General features: G+C 68.2%; 13 protein-coding genes. 4 read left to right on the top strand and 9 right to left on the bottom strand.

Features of this window, described 5'->3' with window-relative positions; translation table 11 throughout:
* Positions 1–11 precede the first annotated feature (11 nt).
* Positions 12–989 carry an aromatic amino acid DMT transporter YddG gene (yddG, locus tag DES44_RS14005; protein ID WP_083525377.1) on the top strand — a complete coding sequence of 326 codons (978 nt, stop codon included), beginning with the start codon at positions 12–14 and terminating at the stop codon, positions 987–989.
* Here the strand turns inward: yddG and DES44_RS14000 are convergent.
* The 7 genes from DES44_RS14000 to DES44_RS13970 form a co-directional block, all read right to left on the bottom strand.
* On the bottom strand, positions 901–1347 hold the full coding sequence (locus DES44_RS14000) for a hypothetical protein (protein ID WP_058937231.1): 447 nt from the start codon (positions 1345–1347) through the stop codon (positions 901–903). The genes yddG and DES44_RS14000 overlap by 89 nt on opposite strands.
* 409 nt (positions 1348–1756) lie before the next feature.
* Positions 1757–3001 carry a hypothetical protein gene (locus tag DES44_RS13995; protein ID WP_058934056.1) on the bottom strand — a complete coding sequence of 415 codons (1245 nt, stop codon included), beginning with the start codon at positions 2999–3001 and terminating at the stop codon, positions 1757–1759.
* Positions 3002–3074: 73 nt separating this feature from the next.
* Positions 3075–5354 carry a GGDEF domain-containing protein gene (locus DES44_RS13990; protein WP_058934057.1) on the bottom strand — a complete coding sequence of 760 codons (2280 nt, stop codon included), beginning with the start codon at positions 5352–5354 and terminating at the stop codon, positions 3075–3077.
* Between the two features lie 315 nt (positions 5355–5669).
* Complete coding sequence (locus DES44_RS13985) at positions 5670–6149, bottom strand: carboxymuconolactone decarboxylase family protein (RefSeq protein WP_058934058.1); 480 nt, start codon at positions 6147–6149, stop codon at positions 5670–5672.
* A gap of 81 nt (positions 6150–6230) precedes the next feature.
* A complete protein-coding gene (locus tag DES44_RS13980) occupies positions 6231–7184 on the bottom strand; it encodes an RNA polymerase sigma-70 factor (RefSeq protein WP_058934059.1) in 954 nt (317 codons plus the stop codon).
* 124 nt (positions 7185–7308) lie between these two features.
* The gene (locus DES44_RS13975; RefSeq protein WP_058934060.1) at positions 7309–7509 is read right to left on the bottom strand and encodes a hypothetical protein; all 201 of its coding nucleotides are present in this window, start codon (positions 7507–7509) and stop codon (positions 7309–7311) included.
* Between the two features lie 139 nt (positions 7510–7648).
* The gene (locus tag DES44_RS13970; protein ID WP_116001615.1) at positions 7649–8716 is read right to left on the bottom strand and encodes a flavodoxin family protein; all 1068 of its coding nucleotides are present in this window, start codon (positions 8714–8716) and stop codon (positions 7649–7651) included.
* Positions 8717–9104: 388 nt separating this feature from the next.
* Here DES44_RS13970 and DES44_RS25615 point away from each other — a divergent pair, with 388 nt between their 5' ends.
* The 3 genes from DES44_RS25615 (at position 9105) to DES44_RS13955 (ending at position 13135) form a co-directional block, all read left to right on the top strand.
* Positions 9105–9869, top strand: coding sequence for a PEPxxWA-CTERM sorting domain-containing protein (locus DES44_RS25615; RefSeq protein WP_058934061.1), 765 nt, complete (start codon positions 9105–9107; stop codon positions 9867–9869).
* 19 nt (positions 9870–9888) lie between these two features.
* Complete coding sequence (locus DES44_RS25095) at positions 9889–12363, top strand: CehA/McbA family metallohydrolase (RefSeq protein WP_058934062.1); 2475 nt, start codon at positions 9889–9891, stop codon at positions 12361–12363.
* A 265-nt stretch (positions 12364–12628) separates the two neighbouring features.
* Positions 12629–13135 (top strand): hypothetical protein, encoded by a 507-nt coding sequence (locus DES44_RS13955; RefSeq protein WP_058934063.1) that lies wholly within the window; start codon positions 12629–12631, stop codon positions 13133–13135.
* Between the two features lie 107 nt (positions 13136–13242).
* Here DES44_RS13955 and DES44_RS13950 read toward each other — a convergent pair whose 3' ends face one another.
* Both DES44_RS13950 and DES44_RS13945 read right to left on the bottom strand, forming a co-directional pair.
* Entirely contained in the window at positions 13243–14748 is a 1506-nt protein-coding gene (locus DES44_RS13950) for an efflux transporter outer membrane subunit (protein ID WP_083525378.1), read from the bottom strand.
* On the bottom strand, positions 14745–15722 hold the full coding sequence (locus tag DES44_RS13945) for an efflux RND transporter periplasmic adaptor subunit (RefSeq protein WP_058934064.1): 978 nt from the start codon (positions 15720–15722) through the stop codon (positions 14745–14747). The genes DES44_RS13950 and DES44_RS13945 overlap by 4 nt, the downstream gene beginning before the upstream one ends.
* Between the last annotated feature and the right edge of the window lie 11 nt (positions 15723–15733).

The following is a 15733-nucleotide window of genomic DNA, read 5'->3' as shown; positions in this document are numbered from 1 at the left end:
CCTGTGCCTGCATGCCCCGCCGACCGCCCGCGACCCTCATCGGCCTTTTGGCCATCCTCCTGTGGAGTTCTTCCGTCGGGCTGATGCGCAGCGTGAGCGAAAGCTTCGGGCCGACCGGCGGCGGCGCCCTCATCTACACCTGCGCGTCGGTCGTGCTGCTGCTGACCCTGGGGCCGACGCGGGTGTCGACCCTGCCGCGGCGTTACCTGCTGGGCGGCGGGGCCCTGTTCGTGGCTTATGAGCTGTGTCTGTCGCTGTCGCTGGGGTATGCCAGTTCCGGCCGCCAGGCGATCGAGGTGGGCATGTGCAACTACCTCTGGCCGACGCTGACGATGACTGCGGCCATCCTCTTCAACGGGCAACGGTCCAATGCGCTGATCGTGCCAGGTTTTGCGCTGGGCGTGCTGGGGGTGTGCCAGGTGCTTGGCGGGGACCAGGGGCTGGACCTGGCCCAGATGCTCACGAATGTCCGCGGCAATCCGGTCAGTTATGGGCTGGCCCTGATGGGCGCGGTGCTGTGGGCCGCCTATTGCACCGTCACGCCGCGCTGGGCCAACGGGAGCAACGGCGTGACGCTGTTTTTCATGGCCTCGGCCGTGGCCCTGTGGATCAAGTTCGCGCTCGGCGAGCAGCCGCCCATGCAGCCCAGCCCCAAGGCCCTGGGCTTCCTGGCGCTGTCGTCCTGCGCCATGGCGTTTGGCTATTCCGCCTGGAACGTGGGCATCCTGCGGGGCAACGTGACCGTGCTGGCGGGGGCGTCGCAGTTCATTCCGGTGATGTCGGCAGCGCTGGCGGCGGTGGTGCTGCAGACCCCGCTGTCCTGGCATTTCTGGCAGGGAGCCTGCATGGTGTGCGCCGGGTCGCTGCTGTGCTGGCTGGCAACCCGGGGAGGGCGGCGGGTCAGTCCTCCTTCAACTTCTCATCCTCCTGCTTCGCATCCTCCATCGCCTCGGGCTCCAGCTCCTCCGCATACCGGTTCAGACGGATGAACAGGCCCCAGCCGCCCATCAACACGCCCACGGCGGTGACCATGGCGGCGGCATGCAGCAGCAGCGTGGCGCCTTCATGCGAGGCGCGGAAGGTGGCCACCAGGCCCTCGATGGCCAGCGCCACCACGATGACCACCATGAAGCGGGACAGGAAACGCCGCACCCGTGTCGGTGCACTGATGTGGGCGGTGCGGATCACTTCCTCTTCAGTGATGGTCTGCGCAATCTGAAGCGCCACCACGGCCGCGGCCAGCACGCCCATGGATTCGATCACCAGCTGGGCGGCATGCTCGTTGAGGTCGGTGCTGAGCACTTCCCAGGTGCCCTTGGCGGCGATGAAGAGCAGCAGCAGGGCCATGCAGATGAACAGCAGCGCCAGCAGCGCATGCACCACCGAGAAGCCGCGCAGGAAGGCGGGGGCGCCGTCGCTGTCGTCAGTGTCCGATGGGCGCTTTGTCAGGCGGCGCCCCGGTGCAGCATCGGCAGCCTGCCGGGTGTTTCGCGGCGGGCTCGAGGCACCCTCCGCAGCGGTCATGGTCGTTTGCGAACGGTAGCCGTCACCCGGGGCCGACGAGGGGCTCTGTGGGGCAGCAGGCTGCTGGGAGGGCGGGTGGGGGGTGGGTGACGCGGCATTCATCCCACAACGTTATGCGCCGGCCGTACGCCGTCGGGTAGGACAGCATGCCGCGTCCGCGACGGACAAGGCCGTCTCCTCGCGCATTCGACGTGCTGGACTCGCCTTCTCGACGTCGTTGCGATGCTGCAGGTCAGGACTGCGACGGAGGACGCTTGCGCAGCAGGCGGTCCGTCAGGGCGCCGCGTTGCTGAAGCAATGCCGCGGCTTTGTCGGCCGCCAGGCGGGCCGCTTCGGTCGCCGCCTGACGAGCCGCCTCAGCTGCTGCCTTGGACACCTTGGACGCCTGCTCCAGCGCCCGTTCCCCCTGTTGCCGCACCTGCTCTGCATCCGGTAGCCGCTCCTGCGCCAGGTCTGCGGCGGTGCGCGCGGCCTTGCCCGCTGCATCGGCCGTCTGCTGTGCGACCTGCTGCGCCATCTGCTGCGCGCGTTGCAGCGTCTGCTGGGCCACTTGAACGGTCTGCTGGGCGGCGCCTTCTCCCACGCGCCGGAGCGTGTCGGGGGAGGGCAGCCGCTCCTGCGTCCAGGTGGCCGCGCCGGACACCGCCGTGCGCATCTGCGTCGCGGCGCCACCCGCTGCCGTGCGCACCTGCGCCGCAGCGCCGCCCGCCGCCGCCAGGGCCTGGGTCCAGGCCTTGGTCAGCTCGCTGGGCGGGGTGGTGCGCAGCAACTCGACGGTGCGCGCCAGGGTGTCGGCGTCCTGGGCGGTCAGGGGACCGCCCGCTTCCAGCATCTCCCGCAGGAAGACCGCCAGGTCATCGACGATGGCCTGGTGATTGCAGTCCGGATTCATCCGCAGGAATTCCGCGCCCTCGATCGCAATGGCCTCCAGCGACGCGTCTGCCAGGCCCAGCTCGACCGCCTGCACTGCCTGCGTCACGAACGGCGCGCCCAGGCCCCAGTCCTGGATCAGGTGGCGGATGAGAAAGTCGCGCTGCGCCGGTTGCACCGTCCCCTCCCGCGCGGCCAGTCGCAGAGACAGCGGCGCGATCAGGTCGAAGAGCGCCAGCCCCAGCGTGTCCAGCGGCGTGTTCAGATACTTGGGAATCTCGATGACCCGCTGCCCCTTGGTATTGCCCAGCAGGCGATAGAGGCCGTAGCAGGCGCCGCCGGAGGCCAGCGCCGCAAAGGCCACCCAGCCCAGCGGCGTGGCCGACGCTCCCAGCACCGACGCCACCATGCCGGACTTGGCCACCGCCGCACCGGCGCCTGCCGCGCCCAGCACATCCCAGACTTCCCGGGTGCGGTTGATCATGCGCAGCGACGTGTACGCGTCTTCCCCGATGGCCAGCTTCGCCTTGAATTTCAGCGGCTCGGCCACGACCTCGCGGACGCCCTCGAAAGTGGGCGCGGGCAGCAGCAGCGGCGGTTGGGACATGGCGACTCCTCGGGACACGGTCCGTGTGAAGTCTAGTGGCTGGCGCCCCCGGGTGGCGGGCAGGGGCTTGCGCTTATTCCGACCAGCGGTTTCGGCCCAACCGTTTGGCTTCGTACAGCGCCGCATCGGCCCGCTCCAGGGCGCGTTCCCAGCTGCCGGAGAGGGGGGGCGCATCACTGGTGCCTGGTGGCAGCGTCGGCAGCTCAGGGAAGCTGGCAGCGCCCAGCGACGCGGTGCAGTGCAGCACTTCGCCGGTGGGCAGTCGGATCGGCGCGTCCCGCAGGCTGGCGAGCAGCCGCTCGGCCACCAGGGCGGTTTCCTCGCGGCGGGCATGTCGCACCACGATCAGGAATTCTTCGCCGCCCCAGCGCACCAGCAGGTCTTCCCCGCGGGTCGCTTCCCGCAGCCGGGCGGCCACCTCCACCAGCACCGCGTCGCCGGTGGCATGGCCGTGGCGGTCGTTGATCTGCTTGAAGTGGTCCACATCCAGCAGGAAGAACAGCAGGTCGCGTCCGGGTCCGGGGCCGTCCGCCAGCGGATCGGGCGCCTGCGCCGGTCGTGCATGGGCCCGCAGCGTCTCGGCCACCGCCTTGTCGATCACCTGGGTGAGGAAGCGGCGGTTGCGCAGGCCGGTGAGCGGGTCGGTCAGGCTCAGTTCCTGGATGCGTTCATTGGCCTGCTGCAATTGCTGATGACGTTCCATCAGCTCGCGCTGCGCGGCCTCCAGCGCGGCCACGGCGCGGCTGAGCTCGCGATTGGTGGCCTGCAGCTCGCTCGCCCGGGCGGCCTCCTTGCGGGCCAATTCGCGGTGATGCTGGGCCTCGGCCAGCACGGTCTCGCTGCGGTGGCGCGCTTCCATCGCCATGCCCTGTCGTTCGGTGGCGCGCCGCTTGTCGGCGGCCAGGGCCTGCAGCGCGCCGCGCAGCGCCACGATGGCGTCCGGGTCGCGGCGGCGGGCCTGCAGGCGGTCGGCCAGCTCCAGCAGCAGCTCGTGGCGCTGCGCGCCCTCCAGCTGTTCGTCGGCAATGCGCAGGGCCCGCTCCAGCAGGGCCACCGGTTCGTCGGGGCACACATCCGCTGCGCCCGCGTCCACTTGCGCCTGCGACACGCGGGACAGGCAGATCAGCGTGCGCAGCGCCTGGTCCGGATCCAGATGCGGCTGCTGCAGGGCCTTGTCCAGCAGGGCCCGCGCGCGGGGGAGATCCTGGCGGGCATGGGCCACCCGGGCGAGTCCGAACAGCGCATAGGCGCGGTCTTCCACCAGCTCCACATGGCGGCCCTGTTCATTCACCAGCATGAAGCCGCGTTCGGCGGCGTCCACGTCTCCGCACTCCAGCTCGGCATCGGCCAGGGCCAGCTGTGCATGGAGGAAGTGGGTCGTGCGCGGCACTCGGGCCAAAACGGTCACCGCCTCGCGGGCCATACCGCGCGCTTCCTCGGCCCGGCCCTGGCGTACCAGCACCTCGGAGAACACCGACAGGGTGCAGCCCAGCGGATGCGGCCAGGCGCAGTGCCGGGCCACGTCCAGCCGGTGGGACAGCCGGGCGGCGGCGGCTTCCAGATCGCCCAGCTCCATCAGCAGGGACGCGACGTTGGCGTTGTCCAGCAGCGCCCGGCGCATCTGGCCGCATTCCTCCGACGCCTGGATGGACAGCAGCGCATGGGCCAGTGCGGCATCGCAGGCGCCGCGGCCCCATTCGGTGATGAACAGAAAGAACTGGGCCAGGGCGCGCAGGGCGGGTGACGGCGAGTCTTCCGAACGACGCGCCGTGGCCTTCCAGGCGATGCCGGCGGCGGGGGCATCTTCAAAAGCGGCGAAGCAGGCCAGGGCCATCTCGGCAGTGGCCAGGCGGTCGGTGTCGCCGGCGGCTTCGGCCAGCGCGGCAGCACTGCGCATGAATTGATTGCGCATGCGGGCGTCGCCCAGGTCGTGCACGATATTGGCGGCGACCCAGTCGGCATCGGACTGACCCGCGAGGTGGCCCAGCGTGCGGAAGCCGTCGCGGGCTTCGCCCGCCAGGCGCAGGGCGGACTCATGGTCGCCGCGCAGGTTCCAGGCGTCCGCCAGCGCCAGTTGGACCCGGGCGCGCGCATGGCATTGCAGCGGGCTGTCGCCCTGCACCAACCAGGGGTCGGCCAGCAGACCTTCCACCAGGGCGGGCGTGCGCTGGCCGTCGTATTGGCGCAGGAACCATGCGGCGGTGATGCGCTGCGACCGGTCGGCCCCAGGGGGAATGCCAAGGGCGCGCGTGAGGCCGTCGCGGTCGGCAAAGCGCGGCAGCAGGATCAGGGCGGTGAGCGGGTCCTGGGCGCCGGGCTCGGGGCTGAGGGAAGGCGCACTGTCGGGCGCCATCGCAGGCGCCTGCCCACCCGTCGACGTCGCCCGACTCAGAACGTCGGGCACAACATCACAGACCGGTGGCGGCCATTGGCCGCTCCGAAGAAACTTGGACTCCACGCTCACTCCCTCTTCGTCAGCGCCATGGAATGTTTTGATGGGGCGCCGGTGACCTGTCTCGTTCAGGCCGCCTGCACCATAACAAAATGCGCTTACCGCCGGTATGGCGGCTTGCGAGATCCGTGTGGCGCCGGTGCGATTAAAGAGGGAAGTGGGCGATGAGCGCCTCAGGGTGGCGCGAAGAGGTGACGGAATTCACGAAGAGAGCGGTCAGGTCAGTCCTGATTTGTCCAGGCCGTACTGCGCGTCCTGGGAGCCCGGCACGACCGCAAAACCGACCGACAGGCGGTTCCAGCCGTTGATCGCAACGATGGCAAAACTCAGCGCCGCCATCTCCTCCTCGCTGAAATGCTCGCGCACGGCCAGGAAGTCCGCTTCGGGGACGCCGTGCGCAGGCAGGTGGGTCAACAGCTCCACCCAGGCCAGCGCGGCACGCTCGCGCGGAGAAAACAGCGGGGATTCGCGCCAGATCGCCACATGGTGCAGGCGCAGGGCGCGCTCGCCATGGATCGTGGCTTCCTTGACATGCATGTCGACGCAGAAGGCGCAGCCGTTGAGCTGGGAGGCGCGCAGGGTGACGAGGTCGAGCAGCGCGAGCGCCAGCCCGGTCTTCTTGAGGGCGAGGCTGAAGTCCAGGTACTTCTTGAAGAGCTCGGGGGCCTGGCGGGCGTAGTCGAGGCGTTGGGTCATGGGAACACTCCGGATGGCAGATGAGGGGCGTCTCCACTGGGAGACGGTTCAGGGGGAGGGCCCGGGGCGGGCGCCTCCTGCTCATCCAGACGCTTTGGCGTCCGTGTTTGTGACACCCACCCGCGCCAGCGCCTGCGCCATCGCGCGCAGCTTCTCCGGATTGCGCTGGGTATGGATGCGCACGATGCGCCGGCCGTCCGTTTCCAGGCTCTGGGCGGATTCGAGCTGGCCGTCGATGTAGCGCAGCAGGCCCCACTCGCCGTTGAAGCGCGCCAGCGCCAGACGCTGCCGGGCGTCGCCCCGTTCGCTGCGTCGCCAGACTGCAAAGTAGAGCTGCGCAATGCGGGTGGCGCCGGCCAGCACACGGCCGAAGCTGGGCACGATGCCGCCGCCGTCGCTGATCAGTTCGGCATCTTCGGCCAGCAAGGCCTGGAGCTGGGCGAAGTCGCCGCGGCGGGCGGCGTCCGCAAAACCGGAGAGCAGTCGGTAGTGCTGCTCGGGCGACACCGATTGGCGCGGCCGCTGGTCCTTCAGCTGGGTTTTGGCGCGGGAGACGATCTGTCGGCAGGCCGCCTCCGACTTGCCCAGGGCCTGGGCCACCTCGGCGTAGTCGGCCTCAAACACCTCGCGAAGCAGGAAGGCGGCGCGGGCCTCCGGCGCCAGGCGCTCCAGCACGGCGAGGAAAGCGACCGACAGGTCGTCCGCCCGCTCCAGCAGTTGCTCCGGGGTGGCGGGGGCGTCGTCGGTGGGGGAGGGGGCGAGCGCCTCCAAGTCCAACTGCGGCTCCGGCAGCCAGAAACCGACGTAATGCGCCCGCTGAAGCCGCGCCGTGCGCAGGCGGTCGATCGACAGGCGTGTGGTGACAGTGACCAGCCAGGCCTCGGCGTTCTGAATCTCGGACCGGTCCGCCTCATGCCATTTCAGCCAGACGTCCTGCACCAGTTCATCGGCATCCGCCGACGTGCCCAGCATGCGGTAGGCAATGCCGCGGAGTCGGGGGCGCAGGCGCTGAAAGGATTGGGTGGCGTCGTCCATGGGAAGCAAGACGTTGGCGGAGGTCCGCTTGTGACAAGCTTAGCGGACCGCGCCCCACGTCTTGCCCCTCAGGCGCGCTGGGCCTTCTTCGACGAAGGCACGCGCCAGTGAGCCCGATCGCCGATCAGCAGGGGGCCTGCCACTCCCGCAGTTCGGTGGCCAGGATGGTGTGGCCGTCCTGGTCGGCGCGCTCGGCCAGTTCCTGGGCGTTGGCATCCGTCACCAGTTCGCGGCCCACGCCTTTGACCAGTTGCTGGTAGACGTAGTCGATGTCGGTGGCCGAGCCGTGGGTCGGTGCCTGGGTCTGGGGCAGGGATGCGGTCATTGGAGGCTCCTGAAGCTTGGGTCAACGAATGGCCGGGCGCTGATGCGCCGTCGGCCGGTGGATGGTGGGTTGTCAGCAAGAGGCATTCCCAGCGGCGGTGTTCCCGGGCGCCGATGTCGCCCGCTCGCGACGGGCCGCGTCACTTCGTGCGAGGCGCCGGCCGCCGTTCCGGGCGCTTGAGCTCACCGCGGCGCAGCAGCGCCACGGCATCGCCCACCGCATCGGCCACTTGGCGGACTTCCTGCTGCACTGCTTCGTCCTTGTCCAGCGCCTCGTGGCTGTTGAAATAAGGTTCGTAGTAGCCGATGTAGCGGTCCAGCCGCGACTGGCTGCCCGCTTCGATCAGGCCCATCCAGTCCAGCCAGTCACTCAGATTGCGGCGCTGCGATTCAATGCCGGCCACATCCCCATGCACCACCACGCCGTAGGCTCGGCCGGCGAGATGCTTGGGATAGTCCCAGCCCTTCTCCTCCAGCGCCTTGGCTTCCTGGACGGTCTTGCCGTGGGTGGTCGTCGGGTCCGGATTACCGCCGTCGGCGCACACCAGACGGTCAATCATCAGCTTCAGCGCACTGGGCGATTGATACCAGTAGGTGGGCGTGAGCAGGATGACGCCATGCGCACTCACCCAGCGCTCATAGATCTCGTTCATCCAGTCATGCGACTGGCCCAGCGCGTAGTTGGGATAACAACTGCAGGGGAAATGGCACAGCGGCATGGCCGTGGACACGCAGCCTTTGCAAGGATGAATGGAGCGACCGTATTCGGACGTCGTCAGGCTCAGGTCCAGCACGTCCACCTCCACATCGCGGGCGGACAACTGGTCCTTGGCGATCTGGGTCATGCGCCAGGTCTTGGAGATTTCGCCGGGGCAGGTGCCGTCATTGCGGTCACTGCCGCACACCAGGAGCACCCGCGACGGGGTGGAGGCTTCATGCCATCTCTCCTGCGCCGTCCGCAACCGGTCGCGGGTCAGCAGCCAATCGACCGACAGCTCATAACTGGGGTCGGCAAACTCGTCGCCCGCCCGCCGCGTGATGGGCGCCTTGCGGCCGTCCTTCATGGCATCAAACGCAATGGCTTCCAGCCGGGCCAAGGCCTCCGATTCCGTGCCAAAGGCCGGGTCGGTGAACTGGCGCATGAAGCGCTCGTGGAACTGCTCACGGGTGAGTTCAGCCGGTTGCTGGCCTTTGCGGATGTCGGTCATGGCGGGGTGCTGCGCGGTGGAGGGAGGCACGCCTTCAGGCAAATGACGGGCCCGGCCCTGAATGCAATCAGCCGCGCATTCCAAACCGGTGCAGGCGTGTCGGCGTTGCACCGCCATGCGCAGGGGAACGGCGGTTTGCACCGTCCCCGTGCGGCTTGCGGGGCGTGTGCGCGTAAACCCTTCCCGCAATTGCGGGGGAGGGAGAGGCCCAGGTTCGGGCTTCCCCGCAACCGTCTTGTCATCAACGGCGCATACGCTCCGGCCGCTTCACCGGCGCTTGCCATTCATTGACTGTCCGCTGCAGTTCGACATCTTTGCGCAAATCAGTGGCCGGAAACGTTTGCGCAAATGAATTCACTGCGAAATCGATTAGGGGTAGGAGAACCACATGACTTTCAAACCTGCTTGGCTGGCCTTGGCCGCCTTCATCGCCACCAGCGCTGGTGCACAGACCACCGTCGCCACCACCGTCGCGGAATGGGACTTCAATGGCGCCTTTGACGCTGCCAATGGCGGCTACCAGGGCACCACCAAACATGACTTCAGCCAGAACGGCGCCAGCATTGCTTTCCTTAGCGGCAGCACCACGCTGACGACGCAGTTCGTGTCCTCCACCGGCAGCACCGATCCGATCACCAATGGCAAGGCATTGAACACCGCCAACTACGCGCCGCAAGGCACGCAGAGCGGCGTGTATGGCGTGCAGTTCGGCGTGGACACGTCGGGCTACGAAAACATCGTCTTCAGCTTCGACCAGCGCAACAGCGCCACCGCGTCCGCCTGGACCGAGCTGCTCTACACCGTGGACGGTGAGAGCTGGCTGGATGCGGCCACCTACCGCATGACCCGGCAGGGCAGCTTTGTGAACGGACTGAGCTTTGACTTCTCCTCCGTGCTGGGCGTGGCCAACAACGACAGCTTTGCGGTGCGCCTGGTCAGCATCTTTGCGCCGGGCACCAGCAGCTACGCCGGCACCACCAGTGCCTATGCGGCAGGCGGCACGATTCGCTACGACATGGTCCGCTTCACTGGCACCGAGATCCTGGCGCCGGTCGTGCCCACACCGGCCGTGCCCGAACCCGCCACCTATGCGCTGATGCTCGCCGGCCTGGGCGCCGTCGGCCTGATGGCGCGCCGTCGCCGCGCGCAATAAGACGTTCAAGGAGCCTGCCATGAACTTCAAGCACATCCCGGCACAGCAGCCGACGCTGTCGTCCTCCATCGCCCGCGGCGTCCGACTGGGCAGCCTGAGCCTGCTGGTGCTGGCCCTGGCTGCATGCGGCGGCGGTCGCACGAGCGAGACCACGGTGACCATCGCGGCGGCCAGCGAGGAGCGCGCCTCCGCGCTCTCCGCCGATGCCACGGCCAAGTATCCGGATCATCACGAATTCGATGCGGCGCTGAACGTGCCGTTCAACGGCGTGGACGCCACCGGCGCACGCACCTTCACCGTCAGCCTGGACTATGTCGGCGCCCCCGCGGGCACGCTGCTGGGCTGGCGCGTGGAATTGCGTAACACCGCTGGTGCGCTGGTCAAGACCTGGAGCGGTACCGAGCCCTACGCCGGCGATGTGCGCACGCTCAAGCTCGACTGGGCCGGCCCCGGCGACAGCGCCACCAACGGCCTCTATACCGCGACCCTGGTGGCGGTGAGCGCGCCGGCCGGCACGACACTCAAGGGCGAGACGGACAGCGCGCGCTTTGACGAGCTGCTGGCGCTGAGCACCAGCGGCGGCCACGGACCGGTCACCCAGAGCTGGGCCCTGGCGGTGGGCAAGCCGCCCAGCATCGCGATGGGCACGCTGCGTCCGCTGGCTGTCGGCGCCGCCGGCGAGGCCACCCAGCGGGTGCGCGGCCTGGCAGCGTCGGTGGGGGCGGGCAACTGGCCCTACACCGTCTACTACGGCAGCTTTCACGGCCAGACCAATGATTCGGACGGCGGCGGTGCCATCGGCAGCTGCAGCTCGTCGCAGCCGGCCCAGACCGGTGCCTACGGACCGGACGCTGCGTTCCCCTATGCCAAGAATGTCGGTCTGGACTTCTTCGCCAACACCGACCACAACCATTACTTCGACGGCTCCTCCAGCACCAACACCTCGGGCAGCGCCACCGCGGCCAAGGCCCGGTATCAACGCGGCCTGACGATTGCAGCGGACTACAGCGCAGCCAATCCGGGCTTCCTGGCGGTCTACGGCATGGAATGGGGCGTCATCAGCAATGGCGGCCATCTGAACATCTTCAACAGCAATGAGCTGTTCTCGTGGGAGTACAACGCCAGCAATGAACTCTTCGGCGACCGCTACATCGCCAAGAGCGATTACGCAACGCTGTATTCGGTGATGCGGGCGCAGGGCCTGGTCGGCCAGTTCAATCACCCGGACGACACCGGCCAGTTCATCATCAACGGCACCGACATGGCCTACAGCGCCGATGGCGACGAGGTGATGGTGATGGCCGAGGTGATGAACACGTCCGCCTTCTCGTCCAACACCACGGAGACCGAGACCTCCCGCAGCTCTTACGAAACCGCCTGGAAGAAGCTGCTGGAGCGGGGTTATCACGTGGCCCCGGCGACCAACCAGGACAACCACTGCGCCAACTGGGGCGCCAGCTACACCAACCGGACCGCGGTGCTGATTCCCACTGGCACGCCGCTGACCAAGGCGAGCCTGGTGGAGGCGCTCAAGGCGCGGCGTGTGTTTGCGACCCTGGACAAGAACTCGCAACTGATCTTCAGCGCGAACGGCAAGATCATGGGAGAGCGCTTTGACAACAGCGGCGCGCTCAACCTGAATGTGGGTTTCTACAACCCCAATGGGCGCACGGTGGTGTCCACCGAGATCTGGGAAGGGGTGCCAGGACGCAATGGCACGGTGTCGCGCCTGGCGACCACGGCCACGGCCACGGTGACGCCAGCCAATGGCAAGCATTTCTACTATGCGAAGGTGACGCAGGACGATGGCAAGGTGCTGTGGTCCGCGCCGATCTGGGTCAACCAGGGCGTGCAGGGCGGGGACACCACACCGCCGACGGTGACTGCATCGGTCTCCGGCAGCACCGGCACCATCACCTTCAATGCCGCTGCGGCGGACAACGTCGGGGTGACACGGGTCGAGTTCTGGCTGGACGGTGTGCTCAAGGACACCAAGACGACAGCGCCCTACACCCTCGCGGTGGATTCGACGCAACTGGCCAATGGCAGCCACAACCTGGTGGCCAAGGCCTATGACGCGGCGGGCAACAGCACCACGTCGGCAGCGGTGAGCTTCACGGTGAGCAATGTGGTCAATGCGGGTGACGAAGTGGAGCCCAATGGGACCATTGCCACGGCCAATGCGGTGGGCAATCGGACAGCCATCACCGGCTTCATCAGCACGGCCTCGGACAAGGACTACTTCAAGGTGACCCTGGCCGCCAACCAGCGCCTGCGGGTGGACATGACCGGCCCGACGACGGCGGGTGTGGATTACGACCTGTACGTGGTGAGCAGCACCGGCGCGGGTCTGGCCCGGTCCGAGGGCGGCACCAGTGCCGAGTCGCTGACCTACCAAAATGGCACGGCAGCGCAGACGGTCTACATCAAGGTGCAGGCTTATGCCGGGTCCAGCCCGACGTCGCCGTATCGGTTGACGATCAGCTATCCCTGAGTGGCTGGCCTGACGGCCTGAAGCCCTGAGCTGGCGGACGGGCCCGCCTCATCGAGGCTGGCCGTTTCGCCTATCGCTCCTTCGGGGGGAGGGCGCGGTGAAGGCGATGGCTTCGTGCGGATTTCCCGATGTGATGGATTCCACACTGCGCAGTGTCGCGGCCAGGTCAATGGCCGGTGACGCGAGGTCTCGCACAGGGGCACACTGCGTGCACCAAGGTCCGGGCTCACGGACCCGCGATCAACGAGACGAGGGAGATTCCATCATGGCCCGCTGCGCATACTGCGACACCCGTATCCTCTTTGGCGGCAAACAGATTGGCGAGCGCCGTTACTGCGGCGACAAATGCGCCACCCATGGCGCTCTGGCCATTGCGGCCGAAAGCTTTTCCGCCCAGGACGTCGCGCACCACGTGACCCTGGTGCACCGGGGCAATTGCCCGAAGTGCGACGGTCAGGGACCGGTGGACGTGCATACGTCCCACCGGGTGTGGTCGGCGCTGTTCATGACCCAATGGTCCAGCCGGCCGGCCATTTGCTGCCGGCGTTGCGGCAACAAGCGACGGCTGGGGGATGCGGCGTTTTCGCTGGTGCTGGGGTGGTGGGGCTTTCCGTGGGGCCTGGTGATGACGCCGGTGCAAGTCCTGCGCAACCTCGTCGGCTCCCTGCGAGCCCCCGATCCGGAGCGTCCGTCCGCGCAGCTGGAAAAGCAGTTGCGGCTGCATCTGGCGCAACAGGTGGTGGCGGCGCAGCGGTCGCCCGGGCAGGTCTGACGGGTGGGTACCACGGTCACGCGTGACGGGGACGCGTGACCGGCAGACGCGACTGGCACGCGTGAGGGACCGGGATGACCGGCCGGGTCTCAGCGCGTGGCAGCGGCCTAGTCCTGTTCCCATCCTCCGCCCAGCGCCAGGAACAGCTGCACCTGCTCATCCACCAGCGTCGCTTCCGAGGCGGCCAGCGTCGCATCGCTGGCGGCCAGCGCACGTTCTGCATCCAGCGCATCGAGATAACCGACCTTGCCGGCGCGATACAGCCGCCGTGCCTGGTCGGCCACCACTGCGGCCGCATCCCGCGAACGCTGCAGCGCCGCGCGGCGGTCCAGCTCCCGGGCATATTGATTCAGCGCCGTCTCGGTCTCGCGAAGGGCATTGAGCACCACGCCGTCGAAGCGGGCCGCACTCTGTCGCGTCGAGGCTTCGGCCTGCGCGATGCGCGCATTGGCCACGCCGTTGTTCGGCAAGGTCCAGCTGATCAGCGGGCCCAGGCTGAAGCTGAGTGAATCCGAACGCCCGAAACGGGAGAAGGTGTTCGGACCCGAACCGGCGGAGAGCCCCAGGCTGATCTTCGGATAGCGGTCTGCAATCGCAACGCCAATGCGGGCCGTCGCCGCGTGCAATTCGCGCTCGGCCTGGCGAATGTCAGGGCGGCGCCGCAGCAATGCCGCCCCATCGCCCACGGGAATGGTGCCGGTCAGCTTCGGCGGTTCATGACACTCCGCCAGCGCTGCGGGGAATTGCTCGGGCAGGTCGCCGGTCAGCGTTGCGAGTCGATACAGCGCCGATTGCCGCTGGGCCAGCAGCGGCGGCAGGGCGGCTTGCAATTGCTCCAGCTGGCTGCGGGCACGCGCGGCATCCATTTCACCGACGCGGCCGGCCTGCTGCAGGCGCTCGGTCATGTCCAGCGCCTGACGCTGCAGCTCCACCGAGTGGCGGGCGGTCTCCAGCCGCTGCCCGCTCGCACAGGCGTCGGCATAGGCGCGAGCCGTGCTGGCCGCGACATTCACCTTGACCAGGTCCAGCGCCGCAGCAGCCGCTTCGGTGCTGGCCTGCGATGATTCCACCGCGCGGCGGATCTGGCCGAACAGGTCCAGCTGATACGACACGCCCACACTGGCCGAATAACGGAAGGTGTCCGGCGGGACATAGTCCTTCTTGATCATCGAGGTGCCGGACGGATGGCCGAAATACGGCGCCGCATTCACGCTGACGCTGGGTTTCTCCGCGCCCGAGACTTCCGCTTCCAGGGCCTGGACCTGCTCCAGATGGGCCGCGGCCTGGCGCAGGTCGGTGTTGTGGCTCAAGGCCTTTTGCACCAGGGCGTCGAGCTGGTCGTCATGGAACAGACGCCACCAGTGCGCGGGCAGCGGCTCGGCCACGTAGGGCGCGCCGTTCGGCTCGCTCGCGGCGCGTTGCTGTTCCAGGAACGGCGCGGAGGCCTGTGGGCGCTGGACGACGGCGTCGGTGGGGACGTGATAGTCCGGGCCTTTGGGGGCCGTGGAGCAGGCGGCGAGCAACGTGGCTGCCGCGAAGGCAACGATCGACGTGGCGCGTCCGAGGCGCTGGACCGGTGAACGACGTGCTTGGAAGGGACGATCGGCGCTCATGCCTGCGCTCCTCGATGTGCCTGCGGGGCTGCCAGGCGAGAAGCAGCCGGTCTGCCCGCTCCAGCGTTCCGTGCCGACGAGCCGGTCGCCGCCGACCCTGGCACCACCTGCACCGTCACGGTCTGCCCGGCCACCAGATGCTCACCCGCTGGCAGCGGGTCCAGCTTCACCCGCACCGGCACGCGTTGCGGCAGCCGCACCCAGTTGAAGCTCGGGTTCACGCTGGGCAGCAGGTTGGTGCTGGTGCTGCGATCCCGGTCGGCGATGCCGGCGGCCACGCTTTCCACACGGCCACTCAGCGGATGGGCCGCTCCCATCGGCAGCACCTGCACCGCATCGCCCACATGGATGCGGGCCAGCTTGGTCTCTTCAAAATAGCCTTCCACATACAGCGAATGCTCATCCACCAGCGCCAGCACCGGATGACCGGCCGAGGCATAGGCCCCCTGGCGCAGGTCGAAATTCGTGATCGTGCCGGACGACGGCGCCTTCACCAGCGCGCGGTCCAGATTCAAGCGCGCTGCTTCCACCGCCACTTGCGCCTGCGCCACACCGGCGCGTGCCTGCTCCGCACGGCTGCGCGTCTGCTCCCGGACTTCCTGCGAGATCAGGTTGCCCAGACCCGTGTTGCGATCCGCCTCGCGGCGCGCCTGGGCCAGCACGACCTGCTGTGCAGCCAACTGGGCCTGGGCCTGACGCAGTGCGAGCTCGAAGCGGGCACGGTCGACTTCGAACAGCAGCGTGCCCGCCGCCACCGTCTGGTTGTCGGCCACCGGCACGGCGGTCACCAGGCCTGACACGTCCGGCGCGATCTGCACGACGTTGGCCCGCACACGACCGTCACGCGTCCAGGGGGACAGTTCATAACGGTCCCACAGCCGCAGCGCGGCCCACACCGCCAGCAGCACCACCAGCAGGGTGACCGCCAGCGAGGCCAGTCGGCGAGGGCGAAGGAAGGAGGGAAGCGAAGTCATGACGGTCAGGT

Origin of the sequence: Roseateles depolymerans, from assembly GCF_003387155.1 — a bacterium.
In the GTDB taxonomy this organism is placed as follows: Bacteria; Pseudomonadota; Gammaproteobacteria; order Burkholderiales; family Burkholderiaceae_C; genus Roseateles; species Roseateles depolymerans.
The sequence above is the reverse complement of the archived record's forward strand: the minus strand, read 5'-3'. Positions and strand labels throughout refer to the sequence as shown.

What these genes read in the sequence shown, in the direction of transcription:
- DES44_RS13995 (WP_058934056.1), bottom strand. Translation starts at nt 3,001, where the DNA reads ATGTCCCAACCGCCGCTGCTGCTGCCCGCGCCCACTTTCGAGGGCGTC.
- DES44_RS13980 (WP_058934059.1), bottom strand. Translation starts at nt 7,184, where the DNA reads ATGGACGACGCCACCCAATCCTTTCAGCGCCTGCGCCCCCGACTCCGC.
- DES44_RS13985 (WP_058934058.1), bottom strand. Translation starts at nt 6,149, where the DNA reads ATGACCCAACGCCTCGACTACGCCCGCCAGGCCCCCGAGCTCTTCAAG.
- DES44_RS25095 (WP_058934062.1), top strand. Translation starts at nt 9,889, where the DNA reads ATGAACTTCAAGCACATCCCGGCACAGCAGCCGACGCTGTCGTCCTCC.
- DES44_RS14000 (WP_058937231.1), bottom strand. Translation starts at nt 1,347, where the DNA reads ATGGCCCTGCTGCTGCTCTTCATCGCCGCCAAGGGCACCTGGGAAGTG.
- DES44_RS13950 (WP_083525378.1), bottom strand. Translation starts at nt 14,748, where the DNA reads ATGAGCGCCGATCGTCCCTTCCAAGCACGTCGTTCACCGGTCCAGCGC.
- DES44_RS13970 (WP_116001615.1), bottom strand. Translation starts at nt 8,716, where the DNA reads ATGACCGACATCCGCAAAGGCCAGCAACCGGCTGAACTCACCCGTGAG.
- DES44_RS13975 (WP_058934060.1), bottom strand. Translation starts at nt 7,509, where the DNA reads ATGACCGCATCCCTGCCCCAGACCCAGGCACCGACCCACGGCTCGGCC.
- yddG (WP_083525377.1), top strand. Translation starts at nt 12, where the DNA reads ATGCCCCGCCGACCGCCCGCGACCCTCATCGGCCTTTTGGCCATCCTC.
- DES44_RS13990 (WP_058934057.1), bottom strand. Translation starts at nt 5,354, where the DNA reads ATGGCGCCCGACAGTGCGCCTTCCCTCAGCCCCGAGCCCGGCGCCCAG.
- DES44_RS25615 (WP_058934061.1), top strand. Translation starts at nt 9,105, where the DNA reads ATGACTTTCAAACCTGCTTGGCTGGCCTTGGCCGCCTTCATCGCCACC.
- DES44_RS13945 (WP_058934064.1), bottom strand. Translation starts at nt 15,722, where the DNA reads ATGACTTCGCTTCCCTCCTTCCTTCGCCCTCGCCGACTGGCCTCGCTG.
- DES44_RS13955 (WP_058934063.1), top strand. Translation starts at nt 12,629, where the DNA reads ATGGCCCGCTGCGCATACTGCGACACCCGTATCCTCTTTGGCGGCAAA.